The sequence below is a fragment of the Pseudomonas sp. NPDC087697 genome, from assembly GCF_044743155.1.
Taxonomy (GTDB): domain Bacteria; phylum Pseudomonadota; class Gammaproteobacteria; order Pseudomonadales; family Pseudomonadaceae; genus Aquipseudomonas.
The window spans coordinates 138,843-154,770 of the sequence record NZ_JBIUVW010000004.1 but is presented as its reverse complement, the minus strand read 5'-3'; the positions used below and the strand labels follow the sequence as shown (position 1 = coordinate 154,770).

At 57.6% G+C, this 15,928-nt stretch carries 15 protein-coding genes; 6 read left to right on the top strand and 9 right to left on the bottom strand.

Annotation, left to right across the window (positions count from 1 at the left end; genetic code table 11):
• Positions 1 to 141: 141 nt before the first annotated feature.
• The 5 genes from ACIPIN_RS05135 to ACIPIN_RS05115 all read right to left on the bottom strand — a co-directional run bounded on the left by ACIPIN_RS05135 (position 142) and on the right by ACIPIN_RS05115 (position 6,603).
• Complete coding sequence (locus ACIPIN_RS05135; protein ID WP_401116163.1) at positions 142 to 1,056, bottom strand: glutamate/aspartate ABC transporter substrate-binding protein; 915 nt, start codon at positions 1,054 to 1,056, stop codon at positions 142 to 144.
• 449 nt (positions 1,057 to 1,505) lie between these two features.
• A complete protein-coding gene (gene glpD / locus ACIPIN_RS05130) occupies positions 1,506 to 3,044 on the bottom strand; it encodes a glycerol-3-phosphate dehydrogenase (RefSeq protein WP_401116160.1) in 1,539 nt (512 codons plus the stop codon).
• Between the two features lie 273 nt (positions 3,045 to 3,317).
• On the bottom strand, positions 3,318 to 4,073 hold the full coding sequence (locus tag ACIPIN_RS05125; RefSeq protein ID WP_071553568.1) for a DeoR/GlpR family transcriptional regulator: 756 nt from the start codon (positions 4,071 to 4,073) through the stop codon (positions 3,318 to 3,320).
• Positions 4,074 to 4,168: 95 nt separating this feature from the next.
• Positions 4,169 to 5,674, bottom strand: coding sequence for a glycerol kinase GlpK (gene glpK, locus ACIPIN_RS05120; RefSeq protein ID WP_401116157.1), 1,506 nt, complete (start codon positions 5,672 to 5,674; stop codon positions 4,169 to 4,171).
• A gap of 77 nt (positions 5,675 to 5,751) precedes the next feature.
• On the bottom strand, positions 5,752 to 6,603 hold the full coding sequence (locus tag ACIPIN_RS05115; RefSeq protein WP_401116154.1) for an MIP/aquaporin family protein: 852 nt from the start codon (positions 6,601 to 6,603) through the stop codon (positions 5,752 to 5,754).
• 370 nt (positions 6,604 to 6,973) lie between these two features.
• Between ACIPIN_RS05115 and ybaK the strand changes: the two genes are divergently transcribed.
• Together ybaK and ACIPIN_RS05105 are read left to right on the top strand one after the other, a co-directional pair.
• Positions 6,974 to 7,444, top strand: a complete 471-nt coding sequence (ybaK, locus tag ACIPIN_RS05110) for a Cys-tRNA(Pro) deacylase (RefSeq protein WP_401116151.1) — start codon at positions 6,974 to 6,976, stop codon at positions 7,442 to 7,444.
• A gap of 97 nt (positions 7,445 to 7,541) precedes the next feature.
• The gene (locus ACIPIN_RS05105) at positions 7,542 to 8,324 is read left to right on the top strand and encodes a PhzF family phenazine biosynthesis protein (RefSeq protein WP_401116148.1); all 783 of its coding nucleotides are present in this window, start codon (positions 7,542 to 7,544) and stop codon (positions 8,322 to 8,324) included.
• Positions 8,325 to 8,459: 135 nt separating this feature from the next.
• On the opposite strand, the gene ACIPIN_RS05100 is transcribed toward ACIPIN_RS05105, so the two are convergent.
• Together ACIPIN_RS05100 and argF are read right to left on the bottom strand one after the other, a co-directional pair.
• Positions 8,460 to 9,569, bottom strand: coding sequence for an ABC transporter ATP-binding protein (locus tag ACIPIN_RS05100; RefSeq protein WP_401116145.1), 1,110 nt, complete (start codon positions 9,567 to 9,569; stop codon positions 8,460 to 8,462).
• Entirely contained in the window at positions 9,566 to 10,486 is a 921-nt protein-coding gene (gene argF / locus ACIPIN_RS05095) for an ornithine carbamoyltransferase (protein ID WP_401116144.1), read from the bottom strand. Before argF ends, ACIPIN_RS05100 begins: the two co-directional genes overlap by 4 nt.
• Positions 10,487 to 10,901: 415 nt before the next feature.
• Here argF and ACIPIN_RS05090 point away from each other — a divergent pair, with 415 nt between their 5' ends.
• The 3 genes from ACIPIN_RS05090 to grxD all read left to right on the top strand — a co-directional run bounded on the left by ACIPIN_RS05090 (position 10,902) and on the right by grxD (position 13,864).
• Positions 10,902 to 11,192 carry a hypothetical protein gene (locus ACIPIN_RS05090; RefSeq protein ID WP_401116141.1) on the top strand — a complete coding sequence of 97 codons (291 nt, stop codon included), beginning with the start codon at positions 10,902 to 10,904 and terminating at the stop codon, positions 11,190 to 11,192.
• Between the two features lie 124 nt (positions 11,193 to 11,316).
• The gene (locus ACIPIN_RS05085; protein WP_401116140.1) at positions 11,317 to 13,425 is read left to right on the top strand and encodes a molybdopterin oxidoreductase family protein; all 2,109 of its coding nucleotides are present in this window, start codon (positions 11,317 to 11,319) and stop codon (positions 13,423 to 13,425) included.
• A 97-nt stretch (positions 13,426 to 13,522) separates the two neighbouring features.
• Positions 13,523 to 13,864, top strand: coding sequence for a Grx4 family monothiol glutaredoxin (grxD, locus tag ACIPIN_RS05080; RefSeq protein ID WP_401116137.1), 342 nt, complete (start codon positions 13,523 to 13,525; stop codon positions 13,862 to 13,864).
• Between the two features lie 194 nt (positions 13,865 to 14,058).
• Here grxD and bfr read toward each other — a convergent pair whose 3' ends face one another.
• Both bfr and ACIPIN_RS05070 read right to left on the bottom strand, forming a co-directional pair.
• Positions 14,059 to 14,532, bottom strand: a complete 474-nt coding sequence (gene bfr, locus ACIPIN_RS05075) for a bacterioferritin (RefSeq protein ID WP_401116134.1) — start codon at positions 14,530 to 14,532, stop codon at positions 14,059 to 14,061.
• A 199-nt stretch (positions 14,533 to 14,731) separates the two neighbouring features.
• Positions 14,732 to 14,950 (bottom strand): bacterioferritin-associated ferredoxin, encoded by a 219-nt coding sequence (locus tag ACIPIN_RS05070; RefSeq protein ID WP_123425188.1) that lies wholly within the window; start codon positions 14,948 to 14,950, stop codon positions 14,732 to 14,734.
• A gap of 315 nt (positions 14,951 to 15,265) precedes the next feature.
• Here ACIPIN_RS05070 and ACIPIN_RS05065 point away from each other — a divergent pair, with 315 nt between their 5' ends.
• Entirely contained in the window at positions 15,266 to 15,868 is a 603-nt protein-coding gene (locus tag ACIPIN_RS05065; RefSeq protein ID WP_019693358.1) for a peroxiredoxin, read from the top strand.
• Positions 15,869 to 15,928: the final 60 nt, after the last annotated feature.

The window sequence follows — 15,928 nt, the reverse complement described above, 5'->3', positions numbered from 1 at the left end:
CTAACCGTACAGGCCACTCCGGTCAGGCACACGCGATCGGCTCGACAACCACCGGTTCGAGTGCTTCCAAAAAGTGCCAGCAGGTAGTGACAGCCTCCTGAAAGGGCGCGGGCCCTGTCAGGAGGTAAGGTTAGTCAGAAATCAGGATTTCTTTTCGTCAGCCGCTTTGTCGGTCGGATTGGCGATCAGTGCCTTGAGCTCGTCGCTCATCGGGAACATCAGGTTCAGGCCTTTTGGCGGGATTGGCTGCATGAACCACTTTTCGTAGATCTTGTTGATCTCGCCGGACTTGTAGGTCGCGATAATGGCGTCGTCCACAGCTTTCTTGAACGGCTCGTCGCCCTTGCGAACCATGCAGCCGTAGATTTCGTAGGACTGTGGAGTGCCGGTCACGGCCCAGTCAGTCGGCTTCTTGGCCTTGGCCATTTCACCGGCCAGCAATGCGTCGTCCATCATGAAGGCGACCGCACGACCCGACTCCAGCATCTGGAAGGATTCGCCGTGGTCTTTGGCGGAGATGACGTTCATGCCCATCTGCTTGTCGGCGTTCATCGACTTCAGAATGCGCTCGGACGTGGTGCCGGCGGTGGTCACGACGTTCTTGCCCTTGAGGTCGGCGAAGTCTTTGTAGGTCGAGTCTTTTTTCGACAGCAGCTTGGTGCCGATTTCGAAGATGCCAACGGAGAAGTCAACTTGTTGCTGACGCTCGACGTTGTTGGTGGTGGAACCGCACTCGACGTCCACAGTGCCGTTCTGCACCAGTGGAATACGGGTTTGCGAGGTGACCAGGTTGTACTTGACCTTCAGGTTCGGCATGTCCAGGTCTTTTTTGATGGCTTCGACGATTTTCAGCTGAATATCGTGGGAGTAGCCGACCGGTACGCCGGAAGCGTCTGCAATGTAGGAAAACGGAATAGAAGCGTCGCGATGCCCCAGAGTAATGGTGCCGGACTCTTTGATCTTCTTCAGGGTGCCGGTGAGTTCGGCGGCGAAAACTGGCGTGCTGATCAGAGCGGCCGCAATGGCTGCGCCCAGGATATGGGGAACGATGCGCATCAAATTTTCCTCAACATTGTTTTTATATGGAGCCAGTTCATCGGCCCTTATGTACTGCGGAATGCCTTGACGGCTCCTGAAGTGTTGGCACATCAGACATTCGTCCCAGAGTGTAGAGCATGACTCGTGCCAGGCCTGGCGTATTCAATCAAGCTATTGATTTTAAAAGTTATTAAATATTTATGGTGTTGTTTTTCAGGTCGGATTATCCGGTTTACCGAATCGACTGACGGGTCTCGTTCGGAAAACCGAATGCAATCTCCCGGTCACCAAATACCCTGTGGGAGCGAGCTTGCTCGCGATAGCGGTGTGCCAGGCGACCTCGATGTTGGATGTGCGGGACTCATCGCGAGCAAGCTCGCTCCCACAGGGTATTTGTGATGTGCATCAGAATGCAAAAAGCCCCTGAATCGTGAGATTCAGGGGCTTTCGTTGAACCGGATTACCGATCAGGCCGCTTCGATCTTGCTGCGGTTCTGTTCGACCTTATTCAGGTACAGCTGCACGTTCTCTTGTTCCGCCTTGGTGGTGAACAAGCCAAGTTTGCTGCGACGCCAGAGAATGTCGTGAGCGGTGGTTGCCCATTCTTCGCTGCACAGGTAATCGACTTCGCGGCTGTAGAGACCGCCACCCAGGTGTTCGCCCATGTCGTTCAGGCTCTGTACACCTTCGAGCATGCGCCAGGTGCGGCTGCCATAGGTGGTGGCCCAACGTCGGGCAATTTCCGTCGGCAGCCAGTCGAATTTGTCGCGAATCAACGCGCTCAATGCCTGCGGTGTGGTCATGTCTTCGCCGCCTGGCAGGGTCGCCTGCGCGGTCCAGCTCGGCTTCATGTCCTTGAAGTACGGTGCCAGTTGCGCCATGGCCGACTCGGCCAGTTTGCGGTAGGTGGTCAGCTTGCCACCGAACACCGACAGCAGCGGGGCTTCTTCAGCGCTGCCGGACAGCGCCAGGGTGTAATCGCGGGTCACGGCCGATGGATTGTCGGATTCGTCGTTGCACAGCGGACGAACACCGGAATAGGTGTGCAGGATGTCGCTGCGGCTGACTTGTTTCTTGAAGTGCGCGTTGACTACTTTCAGCAGGTAGTCGGTCTCGCCTTCGGTGATTGCGACTTTCGCCGGATCGCCGGTGTATTCGCGGTCCGTGGTACCGATCAGGGTGAATTGATTGAGGTACGGAATGGTGAACACGATGCGCTGGTCTTCGTTTTGCAAGATATGCGCGTGTTCGCCTTCGTACAGCTTCGGCACAATCAGGTGGCTGCCCTGGATCAGGCGGATGCCGTAAGGCGATTCCATCTTCAGGTCATCGCGAATGAACTTGGCGACCCATGGACCGGCGGCGTTCACCAGCGCCTTGGCGCGGATCGAGAACAGGCTGCCATCGGCGCGTTCCAGGTTCAGCTCCCACAGACCTTTGCTACGACGGGCGCTGACGCAGCGGGTCTGGGTGTGGACGTGTGCGCCTTTTTCGCGAGCGGCCATGGCGTTCAGCACCACCAAACGGGCGTCATCGACCCAGCAGTCGGAGTATTCGAAGCCTTTGGTGATCTCGCTTTTCAGCGCACTGTCGGCGCCGAACTTCAGGCTTTTGGAACCGGCGAGTTTCTCCCGCTTGCCAAGATTGTCATAGAGGAACAGGCCGGCGCGGATCATCCACGCCGGGCGCAGGTGCGGACGGTGCGGCAGCACGAAGCGCATCTGCTTGACGATGTGCGGGGCCTTGGCCAGCAGCACTTCACGCTCGGCCAGGGCTTCACGCACCAGACGGAATTCGTAATGTTCGAGGTAGCGCAGGCCGCCATGGATCAGCTTGCTGCTGGCGGACGAGGTGTGGCTGGCCAGATCGTCCTTTTCGCAAAGGAACACCGAAAGACCGCGGCCGGCAGCATCCGCTGCAATCCCCACACCGTTAATCCCACCGCCGATGACGGCGATATCGTAGACCTCGGCAAGAGGGGGCATAGGCAAGGTTGAAGTGGGCATCGGCGGGCCTCGGTCATTCTTTTAATATTTGAATTCGAACATTAATGTTCATTTGCGAAAATGGTAGCGCATAAATCCGGGCACAGCTAGCCGACTTCGATTGAAAATACTGATCGAAGGGAGGTGAAAGGAAAATTTCCGAACATTAAATGCAGGCGCGAGGGGGAGTGGGTCGCAGATTATGTAGGAGCACGGCTTGCCGGCGATGGCGATCTTGAGTAGGCCATCGCCGGCAAGCCGTGCTCCTACGGTCGTTTAACCGCGTTCCGCGGTTTAAACGACTTCCAATCGAATCTTGTGCTGGCTCAGCAGTTGCGCCAATGCCGGTACTGGAGCGTGGTCGGTCACCAGGCAGTCGATCAGGCTGATCGGTCCCAGGCGGACCATGGCGTTGCGGCCGAACTTGCTGGAGTCTGCCGCCAGCAAGACTTGCCGGGCATTGGCGATGATCGCCTGGGAGACCCGCACTTCCTGGTAGTCGAAGTCGAGCAGGCTGCCGTCTTCATCGATACCGCTGATGCCGACCAACGCAAAGTCAACCTTGAACTGGTTGATGAAGTCGACGCAGGCCTGACCCACCACGCCGCCATCACGGCGTACGTTGCCACCGGCCAGCAGGACTTCGAAGTCATCCTTGGCGCTGAGGATCGAGGCGACGTGCAGGTTGTTGGTGATCACCTTGAGCTGGCTGTGATTGAGCAGCGCCCGGGCGATGGATTCGGTGGTAGTGCCGATGTTGATGAACAGCGAGGCGTGATCGGGGATCTGTGCGGCGATGGCTTCGGCGATGCGTTGTTTTTCATCGCGCATCTGATCGGCGCGCATGGCGTAGGCGGTATTTTCGACACTTGAATCGTAAGCTGCGCCGCCATGATAGCGACGCAGCAAATTCACTTCCGCCAATTGATTGATATCGCGGCGGATGGTCTGCGGTGTAACGACGAACAGCTGAGCCATTTCCTCGATACTGACGTAACCGCGTTCGCGGACCAGTTCGAGGATTTGCTGCTGACGGGGAGGCAGATTCATGGGGCTTCCTTTGGGCTGCCGTGCAAAATTTGCCCATGATGCCGTACGAATCTGCTCCCGACCAGTTACATACCGATACGAATCCGCTACTTGGCTTATTCAGCGCCTTCGTGCGGTTCCCAGTCGCGGGTGCGGCTGACGGCTTTTTTCCAGCCGGCGTAGAGTTTTTCCTTCGCGGTTTCGTCCAGTTGTGGATCGAACTCGCGCTCGATTACCGCCTTGCCGCGCAGTTCATCCAGGCTGCCCCAGAAACCGCAGGCCAGGCCGGCCAGGTAGGCGGCGCCCAGTGCAGTCGTTTCACGCATTTGCGGACGTTCGACCTTGGTGCCGAGGATATCGGCCTGGAATTGCATCAGGAAGTTGTTCGCTACCGCGCCGCCGTCCACGCGCAGGGCCTTGAGGCGTTCGCCGGAGTCCTGTTGCATGGCGTCGAGTACATCGCGGGTCTGGTAGGCAATCGACTCCAGTGCTGCACGAATGATGTGATCCACGCGTACGCCGCGAGTCAGGCCAAACAGCGCGCCACGGGCATACGGGTCCCAGTACGGAGCGCCCAGGCCGGTGAAGGCTGGCACCAGGTACACACCGTTGCTGTCCTTGACCTTGTTGGCGAAGTATTCGGTGTCGTGAGCGTCGTTGATGATCTTCAACTCGTCACGCAGCCACTGAACGGTGGAACCGCCGTTGAACACCGCGCCTTCCAGCGCATAGGCGACTTCGCCGCGTGGGCCGCAGGCGATGGTGGTGAGCATGCCGTGCCTGGATTTCACCGCTTTGTCGCCGGTGTTCATCAGCAGGAAGCAGCCGGTGCCGTAGGTGTTTTTCGCCTGGCCCGGTTCAACGCACATCTGGCCGAACAGTGCGGCCTGCTGGTCGCCAGCGATGCCGCCAATGGCGATGCCGCTCTTGGTGTGGCCGTAGATTTGCGACGACGACTTGACCTCCGGCAGCATCTCGCGCGGGATGTCCAGCACCTCGAGCATCTTCGCGTCCCACTCCAGGGTGTGGATGTTGAAGAGCATGGTGCGCGAGGCGTTGGTGTAATCGGTGACGTGGGTCTTGCCGCCGGTAAATTTCCAGATCAGCCAGCTGTCGATGGTGCCGAACAGCAACTCGCCTTTGCGTGCACGTTCGCGGCTGCCTTCGACGTTGTCGAGGATCCACTTGAGCTTGGTGCCGGAGAAGTACGGGTCGGTAACCAGGCCAGTGGTCTCGCTGATGTACTGCTCATGGCCATCGCGTTTGAGCTGCTGGCAGATCTCGGTGCTGCGGCGGCACTGCCAGACGATCGCGTTGTAGATCGGACGGCCGGTGGTCTTGTCCCACACCACGGTGGTTTCACGCTGGTTGGTGATGCCGATGGCTGCCACTTGATCGTGATGCAGGCCGGCTTGCGCCAGGGCCTCGACCATCACGGCGCTTTGGGTGGCGAAGATTTCCATCGGGTCGTGTTCGACCCAGCCAGCTTGTGGGTAATGCTGGGTGAATTCGCGTTGTGCGGTGCAGACCACGTTGGCGTCACGGTCGAAAATGATCGCCCGGGAGCTGGTCGTACCCTGATCGAGGGCAATGATGTAGTTCTTATTCTGAATGTCGGTCATGTCGATTGCCTTGAACGAAATAAGGGAGTGGGTTGGGGCGCGTGATCAATGGTGGGCAGGATCACGTGCCGCCGCTTTCAGGAAATTCGTGCTTTGCCGTCAATGGCAGGTTCTGCATCCTTTGTAGCAGGTATGGCGATAGGCAGATGACGGGCAATCAGCCCGCGATAAGCCGCAGCGCCGAGGCAGGCACCGATGATCGGTGCAAAGATCGGAATCAGGAAGTACGGGATATCACGTCCGCCAGTGAAGGAAATTTCACCCCAGCCAGCGAAAAAAGTCATCAGTTTAGGGCCGAAGTCTCGTGCCGGGTTCATCGCAAAACCGGTCAGCGGGCCCATCGAGCTGCCAATGACGGCGATCAGCAGGCCGATCAACAGCGGCGCCAGCGGACCCTTTGGCAGACCATTGTTGTCATCGGTCAGAGACATGATCACGCCCATCAGGATGGCAGTGATGATCACCTCCACCAGAAACGCCTGACCCGTCGACAGGGCGGGGTTCGGGAAGGTCGAGAACACCGAGGCCAGTTCGAGGCTGGCTTTTGTGCCACGAACCATCTGGTGAGTTTGTTCGAAATCGAAGAACAGGTTGCTGTAAAGCGTGTAAACCAACAACGCTGCACAGAAGGCGCCAGCGACCTGGGAGAAGATGTAGAACGGCAGTTTACGCTTCTCGAAATCGGCAAAAATGCACAGCGCGATGCTGACGGCCGGGTTCAGGTGAGCGCCGGAAACACCCGCGGTCAGGTAGATCGCCATGCTGACACCGATCCCCCAGATGATACTGATTTCCCATAGGCCAAAGCTGGCACCCGCGACTTTGAGCGCGGCAACACAGCCAGTACCAAAAAAAATCAATAAGGCAGTACCCAGGAACTCGGCCATGCATTGGCTCGAGAGCGATGGTTGTTGTAATGCAGTTGTCATTGGAAACATCCTTTTTTTGTTGTTGTTGGGCGCTTTTTCCGAAAGGGTTGAGCGCGATTTTCACCGAGGCAGGATCCCCATCCTGGTCTCGGCCTACTGCCGGGTGCTGCTTAGAAATTTTTGCACACTATTCAGATTCGAAAAAATATAGACAAGAAACACTGCTGTCAAAGGTCGAAAGTGAACCATTGGTCATATTTAAACTATTATTCAGGTGAATGATCATTTGGGTGGCCCTTGGACGTTGCCGGATTTTCTCCTGTGTTTGCCTGCCATTAATGGATTCAAGCCCGGTAATAGAGCCTTTTGCTCTGTGATGACCTAGAATTCAGCGCAGTATTTTTCTTCTATCGCCAGGCTTGGAGCTGCCATGACCCCCGCATTGGATCTGTTGAAAAAAGTTCGTGCCGAACATCGTGTGCACAGTTATGAACATGATCCGAAGGCAGCATCCTACGGGTTGGAGGCTGCGGAAAAGCTGGGGCTGGATCCGGCACAGGTGTTCAAGACGCTGTTGGCCGCGAGTGAGAAGGGGGAATTGCTGGTGGCCGTCGTGCCGGTCGTCGGAAGCCTGGACTTGAAGGCGCTGGCGCATGCTGCCGGGGTGAAAAAAGTCGAAATGGCTGATCCCGCTGCAGCGCAACGGGCGACCGGTTACTTGCTGGGCGGAATCAGTCCATTGGGACAGAAGAAGCGTTTGCGCACCTTCATCGATAACAGCGCTCAACCTTTCGCGAGCATCTACGTCAGTGCTGGCCGGCGTGGTCTGGAAGTCGAACTGGCCGCGACGGTGCTGGCCGAGTACACCCAGGCCAAATTCGCCGATATCGGTCGGGTCTGACTGCTGCGCTGTATGGTGAAAATCGGCGGGTTCTGTCTCTGGTTGCCATGCCGTGACTGATGCATGCTCGTCCTCACCTACAAGAAGGAGAGCGTCCATGCAGCTAGCGTTTCATCAGGTCGATGCATTCAGCGACCGACCGTTCAGTGGTAATCCGGCAATGGTCTATCGGCTCGACGCCTGGCTCGCCGATGACCTGATGCAAAAAATCGCCGCCGAACACAATCTCGCCGAAACCGCCTTTGTGGTGCGTGAGGCGCAAGGTTGGCATATCCGCTGGTTCACGCCGACCACCGAGGTGCCGTTGTGCGGCCATGCGACGCTGGCCAGCGCTTATGTATTGTTCGAGGTCTATAAAGAACCGGTTGAACGGCTGGATTTCATCAGCAAGTCGGGCCCCTTGAGTGTGAGTCGGGAAGGCGAACGACTATGGCTGGATTTTCCGGCGATTGAGCTGCGCGAAGTGGGCGCGACCCTCGATGTGGAGCGGGCGCTGGGCGTGCAGGCGGTTGAGGTGCGGGGTTCCAACGAATTGTTCGTGGTGCTGGAGTCGGAGCAGGCAGTGCTCGATTGCCGGCCGGACATGGTCGCGCTGGCGAAGTTGCCCTGGCTTGGCGCAATCATTACGGCGCGCGGAACGCGGCATGATTTCGTCTCGCGGTACTTCGCGCCGGCCATCGGTATCAACGAGGACCCGGTCACCGGTTCGACTCATTGCTTGCTGATTCCTTATTGGTCGCAGCGTTTGGGCAAATCAAGCCTGACGGCGTATCAGTGTTCGGCGCGGGGCGGGGAGTTGTTCTGTCGCCTGGAGGGAGAGCGGGTGAAAATCGGTGGTAGCGCGACGCTGGTGGCCAGCGGGACGTTGATGCTCGGTTAACTGACAACGACAATCCAATGTGGGAAGGGCCGGGCGACGTTCGCTTGCTCGCGAAGGCGGTATGCCAGTCAACGATGATGTCGTCTGACAGTCCGCTTTCGCGAGCAAGCCCGCTCCCACATTAGTCCGTAGTCATCAACTAGCGGTGCTGTACCGGCGAACCCCGAATTCTACCGCCGGAATCTGCGCCGCCGTGCTGCCGGGTGCCTGGAACAGCACCAGGTGTTCGGCGGCTACGCGAATTCCGACATCGGCGCCGACCAGATGATCGGCATGGCTCGGGAAGATCGATTCCAGTTGGCTGCCGGTCGGCAACTGCAAGCGATACAAAGTCGATGCGCCCAGAAAGGTCTTGCCAACGATCCGTGCTTTCAGTGAGCTGTCGGGCGCGTAAACGATATCGTCGGGACGTAGCAACACATCCACCGCGCCACCGGTCGGCCAGGTGTATGCGCGATTACCGCGCAGCACGCCCAGTTCGGTCTGCACCGATTCCGGGCTCTGCAGTTGACCGCGAATGAAGTAACCCTGACCGATAAAGCTCGCCACAAACGGTGTTTGCGGTTCGTGGTACAGGTTGTAAGGCGTGTCCCACTGCTCCAGGCGACCTTCCTTGAAAACACCGACCTGATCGCTGACGGCGAAGGCTTCTTCCTGGTCGTGAGTCACCAGAATTGCACTGGTGCCGCGAGCCTTGAGGATGTCCCGGACTTCATGGCTGAGTTTGCGGCGTAATTCGCCATCGAGGTTGGAGAAAGGTTCGTCGAGCAGCAGCAGTTGCGGTTCCGGTGCCAATGCCCGGGCCAGCGCGACGCGCTGTTGCTGACCGCCGGAGAGTTCGTGAGGGAAGCGCTTGCCGAGGTTCTTCAGGTTGACCAGTTCAAGCATTTCTTCGGTGACCCGATCTTTCTGTGGATGCTTGCGTATGCCAAAGGCAATGTTCTCGGCCACACTCAGGTGCGGGAACAGCGCGTAGTCCTGGAACACCATGCCGATCCGGCGTTTCTCCGGCGCGAGGGTGAAACCGGCGCTGGAGATGGTTTCACCCGCCAGCTGGATTTCCCCTTCGTGAATCGGTTCAAAGCCTGCAATCGCACGCAGGGTGGTGGTCTTGCCGCAGCCAGACGAGCCGAGCAGGCAACCGATGTCACCGGCATTGAGGTGCAGGTTGAGGTTCTGGACGACTCGCTGGTCTTGATAGCCGCAGGCCAGATTGCGCAGGTTCAGCAGCAATGAATGACTCATGCGTGGTGGTATGCCGGCTCAACGAGAAACTCGAGCAGGGCCTTTTGCGCATGCAGACGGTTCTCGGCCTGATCCCAGGCGACCGAGCGCGGGTCGTCGAGGAGGTCGACGCTGATTTCTTCGCCACGGTGAGCGGGCAGGCAGTGCATGAACAATACATCCTCGGCGGCCAGGTCGAGCAGGGCACGATTGACCTGGAATGGCGCGAACAGTTTGAGGCGTTTGGCGGTTTCTTCTTCCTGGCCCATGGAGGTCCAGACGTCGGTGCTGACCAGATGGGCGCCGAGTACCGCATCCCGAGGATCGCGGACGATGGTCACTCGATCGCCTGCTTTGGCGACGAATTCCGGGTTCGGCTCATAACCTTCGGGGCAGGCGATGCGCAACTGGAAGTCGAACTGAATGGCGGCTTCTATATAGCTGTTGCACATGTTGTTGCCGTCGCCGATCCAGGCCACGGTCTTGCCCTGGATCGAACCGCGATGTTCGAGAAAGGTTTGCATGTCGGCCAGCAACTGGCACGGGTGCAGGTCATCGGACAGGCCGTTGATCACTGGCACGCGCGAGTTGGCAGCGAATTCGGTCAGGGTGCTGTGGGCAAAGGTACGGATCATCACTGCATCGAGCATGCGCGACATGACGATGGCGCAGTCGCCGATCGGTTCGCCCCGACCCAGTTGGGTGTCACGGGGCGACAGGAAAATCGCCTGGCCGCCAAGCTGGATCATGCCGGCTTCAAACGACAGCCGGGTACGCGTCGAGGATTTTTCGAAAATCATCCCGAGCACACGGTTTTTCAACGGCTCGAACAGTACGCCGCGGTTACGCAGGTCTTTGAGCTCAATGCCTCGACGGATCACGCTGACCAGCTCTTCGGGCGTGCAATCCATCAGGGAGAGAAAGTGCCTTGCGCTCATCATTGACTACCTTTTTGCAACGGACCGCAGATACTCAAAGCCTTGTTTAACTGAAAAACGGGCGAGACCTGCGGCGTAAGCCGCACGGGGCGACGAAATAGGGGAAGGCGCGATCTTATAATTAAATGTCGCGTCTTACCAATAGGGCTACGGTTTTTAGGGGATTTCAGAGGGGCTACGGGATAACCGCAGTAGCGCTTTTGAAGCCTGTTTCCTGACAGCAGCAACCCCTTTGTACACTGCCCTCGCGCGCCTTGGCAATCAAGCGGAGCGGGCAAAGCACAGTCCCGGTCGGTTTCTGACCTGTCGGCCAGGGTGATTGCAGGCAGGATCCAGCCTGCCTTCGCTTGAAACATTTGCTTATGTAAAGTGCTGGGTTATAACTAAGTCACGAGCGACACAGGAAGCCTTTGGAATGGAATCGAAAGAACAGCAATTGTTGGAGCTACTCGGGCTCACGGCGCGCTCCCTGACCCACCTGACCGCTTCCATGACCTCAATGTCCTTTGAGTTACTGCGCAGCGAGGACGAAGTGACCAAGGCTGCGGGGCGACGGATGATCGACCGCATGGCTACCGTCAGTGCCGGGCTCGACGAGCACTGGCGCCTGATCGGCGAGCTCACGGGGGTGCACATTGCCCAGGAGCAGATCGAAACCATCCAGGAAATCCAGCTGCAAGCGCCGCCCAGGCTTCCACAGGGCTGATATCGGCGGGCCTGATGGCCTTCGATTCACAAGACGAACATCGCTGGCGCAGCGCTCAGTCACGGCCCATAGTTTTGTTCCCGCAACCTGATGCCGGTTGCCTCGAATAAAACAGAGAATGGCCATGACCAAGACTCTTCATCACCGTGCCTGCCACCTGTGTGAAGCCATTTGCGGCTTGACCATCGAAACCACCGCAACCGACGACGCTGGCGTGCAAATCACCTCGATCAAGGGTGATCCGCAGGACAGCTTCAGTCGCGGTCATATCTGCCCCAAAGCGGTGGCGCTGCAAGATATCCAGAACGACCCCGACCGCCTGCGACAGCCAATGCTGCGGGTCGGCAGCGAGTGGCAAGCGATTGCCTGGGACGAAGCGTTCACTCTGGTGGCTGAACGCCTGTCGGCGATTCAGGAGCGCCATGGCCAGAACGCCGTCGCGGTTTATCAGGGCAATCCCAGCGTGCACAACTATGGGTTGATGACCCACAGCAATTACTTCCTCGGCTTGCTCAAAACCCGCAACCGGTTCTCTGCAACCTCAGTCGATCAATTGCCTCACCATCTCACCAGTCATTTGATGTACGGCCATGGTTTGCTGCTGCCGATCCCGGACATCGATCACACCGATTTCATGCTGATCCTGGGCGGTAATCCGCTGGCCTCCAACGGCAGCATCATGACCGTGCCGGATGTCGAAAAGCGCTTGAAGGCGATTCAGGCCCGAGGCGGCAAAGTGGTGGTGGTCGATCCGCGTCGCAGCGAGACGGCAGCGATTGCCGATCAGCATGTGTTCGTCCGTCCAGGTGGCGACGCAGCTCTGTTATTCGGGTTGCTCAATACTTTGTTCGCTGAAGGTCTGACCTGCGACAGTCATTTGCCGGTAGACGGGCTGGAGGAGGTTCGTCAGGCCGTCGCATCCTTCAGTGCTGAGGTCATGAGCCCTCTGTGCGCAGTGCCGGCCGAGCAGATTCGTCAGCTGGCGCGAGACTTCGCCGCCGCGAAGACTGCAGTTTGTTATGGCCGTATGGGCGTTTCGACCCAGGCGTTCGGCACCTTGTGCCATTGGTTGGTACAACTGATCAATCTGGTCACCGGCAATCTTGATCGGGTGGGCGGCGCGCTGTGCACCGAGCCTGCGGTCGATCTGGTGGCGTCCACCTCGGGCGGGCATTTCAATCGCTGGCAAAGTCGTGTGTCTGGCCGTCCGGAATACGGCGGTGAGTTGCCGGTGTCGGCGCTGGCCGAAGAGATGCTCACCGAAGGCGAAGGGCAGGTGCGGGCGCTGATCACCGTGGCCGGTAATCCGGTGTTGTCGACACCTAATGGCCGGCAATTGGAGCAGGCGCTGGACGGGCTGGAGTTCATGCTCAGCATCGACCTGTATATCAACGAGACCACGCGTTACGCCGACTTGATTCTGCCGTCGACCTCGGCGCTGGAAAACGATCATTACGACACCACGTTCAATATGTTCGCGGTGCGCAACATCAGCCGTTTCAACCGGGCAATCCTGCCCAAGCCTGAAGGTGCGCTGCATGATTGGGAGATTTTTGTGGGGCTGGCCAAGGCTTTTGCCGCGAAGACCGGCAAAGAACTCAAGCCCACGATACCGCCGGCTCAGATGATCGATCTCGGTTTGCGGGCAGGGCGATACGGTGATGCGTCGCCGCACAAGTTGTCGGTGGCGAACTTGTTCGATCATCCTCATGGGGTCGACCTTGGTGCTCTCCAGGCAAACCTGGCGCCGCGTCTGAAAACCGCCAATCAGCGCGTGCAGGCGGCGCCACCGGTGATCCTGGCTGATCTGGCGCGATTTGCCGCGTTGCAAGCGCCACCTGCCGATGAGCTGTTGATGATCGGCCGCCGTCATGTGCGCAGCAATAACTCGTGGATGCACAACTACCGCCGTCTGGTGAAAGGCAAGCCGCGTCATCAGTTGCTGATGCACCCGGACGATCTTTCCAGTCGCGGGCTCAGTGATGGGCAGCGGGTGCGGGTCAGTTCACGGGTCGGGGTGATCGAAGTCGAAGTGCTGAGCAGTGTCGAGATGATGAAAGGCGTGGTCAGTCTGCCGCACGGTTGGGGTCATGCCCGGCCGGGTGTGCAGATGACCATTGCCATGGGGCAGCCGGGCTCCAGTGCCAACGACCTGACCGATGAGCGCCAGCTCGATGAGTTGTCCGGAAATGCGGCGCTTAATGGTGTTCCGGTGACTGTCGCGGCGGCGTAAGTATGTCTGTCGGGGAGACCGAGCATGGCGCTCGGCTTTCCGTTACAATGCGTCACCGTGCCGACAACTGAGTCGGAAAGTTCAGCCGAGGTGCTCCATGGATATCATTGAAACTATTAAAGAGCAGATTGCTAACAACACCATTCTGCTTTACATGAAAGGCTCGCCGAATGCCCCACAGTGTGGCTTCTCCGCGAAAGCCGCTCAGGCCGTCATGGGCTGTGGTGAGAAGTTCGCTTACGTGGACATCCTGCAGAACCCTGAAATCCGTGCCAACCTGCCAAAGTACGCCAACTGGCCAACCTTCCCGCAACTATGGGTGGGTGGTGAACTGGTCGGCGGTAGCGACATCATGACTGAAATGGCTGCTGACGGTTCGTTGCAGGCGCTGATCAAAGAAGCTGCTGCAAAAGCTGCTGCTGCCAAGACCGAAGCCTGATCCGCTTTTGTGGGAGCGAGCCTGCTCGCGAATGCGGTCTGTCAGTCAATTGTGATGTCGACTGACACGACGCTATCGCGAGCAGGCTCGCTCCCACAGGGATTTTGGTAAAGACCGGAATTCAGGTAATAAAAAGCCCCGCTTCTCGTAAGAGAGCGGGGCTTTTTATTGAGTCGAGATTAGCGTCGTAGAAGTTATTCGTCGCCCATCTGCAATTGCAGATAGTTCTCAAGACCCACTTTATCGATCAAGCTCAGTTGAGTTTCCAGCCAGTCGATATGTTCTTCTTCGGACTCGAGAATATCTTCGAGCAGTTCACGGCTACCGAAGTCACCGACTGTTTCACAGTGAGCGATAGCCACTTTGAGGTCGGCATGGCCGATGCGCTCGATGCGCAGGTCACACTCAAGCATTTCCTTGGTGTGCTCGCCGATGTGCAGCTTGCCCAGGTCCTGGACGTTCGGCAGACCTTCGAGAAACAGGATGCGCTTGATCAGCTTGTCCGCGTGTTTCATCTCGTCGATGGATTCGTGGTACTCGTGCTTGCCGAGCTTGTTCAGGCCCCAATCTTCATACATGCGCGCATGCAGGAAGTACTGATTGATCGCGACCAGCTCATTGGCAAGAATCTTGTTGAGGTGCTGGATGACTGTGATGTCGCCTTTCATGATGGGGTCCTGCCCTTTAATTACCCTATATAAGGCGGAGTTTGAGCTGAGCGGTTGTTAGTGTCAAACCTAAGTTATTGAATCCTATATGAAAATTAATCGGAATAAGAATGTTTGTGTTCTGCATCCTGGCGCTAAGCGATTGAATTACGGGCATAAAAAAACCGGACACTAAGTCCGGTTCTTTAGAATGTTCTATTTACGCTGCCGAAAATTCTACAGGGTAGGGGATCGCCGCCTGGCTCAATTGCAGGTCAGCCAGGGTTTCGCGAACCACTTGTTTGGCAAGGCAGGCACATTTGCCGCATTGGCTGGCAACGCCGGTGGCTTGGCGTACCTCGCGGTAGCTGCAGCAACCTTCATAAATCGCATCGCGGATTTTGCCGTCGGTGACGCCAGTGCAGAGGCAGACATACATAAAGTGAGAACCGTCGTTGGTTATGGCTCAATTGCGACGGATCTTAATGTTAACGAGAATGATTGTCAAAGTGGTTTCGGCAGGCTTTGCATCAGAGTGGTGTCTGCCTGACGAACGGCATAGCGAGGTCCGGGATCGTGTGGTGAAAACCGGCGCCGAGGTTTTTGATGCTGTTGTAAAAAGCGCTAAGGACTGGTCAAAAACGCGGTGTATGATGGCCGGTCCTTGCGAAGGGCACTCGATTCATGAACCTGTCGTTTATCCGCGACAGACTGGTTCGATACCGTTCTTCACCACCACACCAGGAGATATCCAATGAGCGTACTCGTAGGCAAACAAGCCCCTGACTTCACCGTACCGGCCGTACTCGGCAATGGCGAAATCGTTGACAGCTTTACCCTGTCCTCGGCCATCAAAGGCAAATACGGCCTGGTGTTCTTCTACCCACTGGACTTCACCTTCGTCTGCCCGTCCGAGCTGATCGCTCTGGACCACCGCATGGCTGACTTCAAGGCACGTAACGTTGAAGTGATCGCTGTTTCGATCGACTCGCACTTCACCCACAACGCCTGGCGCAACACCCCGATCAATGCCGGCGGCATCGGTCAGGTTCAGTACATCATGGCTGCTGACATGAAGCATGATATTGCCAAAGCCTACGACGTTGAGTCCGAAGGCGGCGTGGCTTTCCGTGGCGCATTCCTGATCGACGACAAAGGCGTTGTTCGCTCGCAGATCGTCAACGACCTGCCACTGGGCCGTAACATGGAAGAGCTGATTCGTCTGGTCGACGCCCTGCAATTCCACGAAGAGCACGGCGAAGTTTGCCCAGCCAACTGGAAAAAAGGCGACAAGGGTATGACTGCTTCGCCAGAAGGCGTTGCAGCTTACCTGACCGAGAACGCTGGCAAGCTGTAAGCCACGCGTCAGGCATAAAAAAACCGGCTGCTGAGGCCGGTTTTTTTATGGGCGGGATAA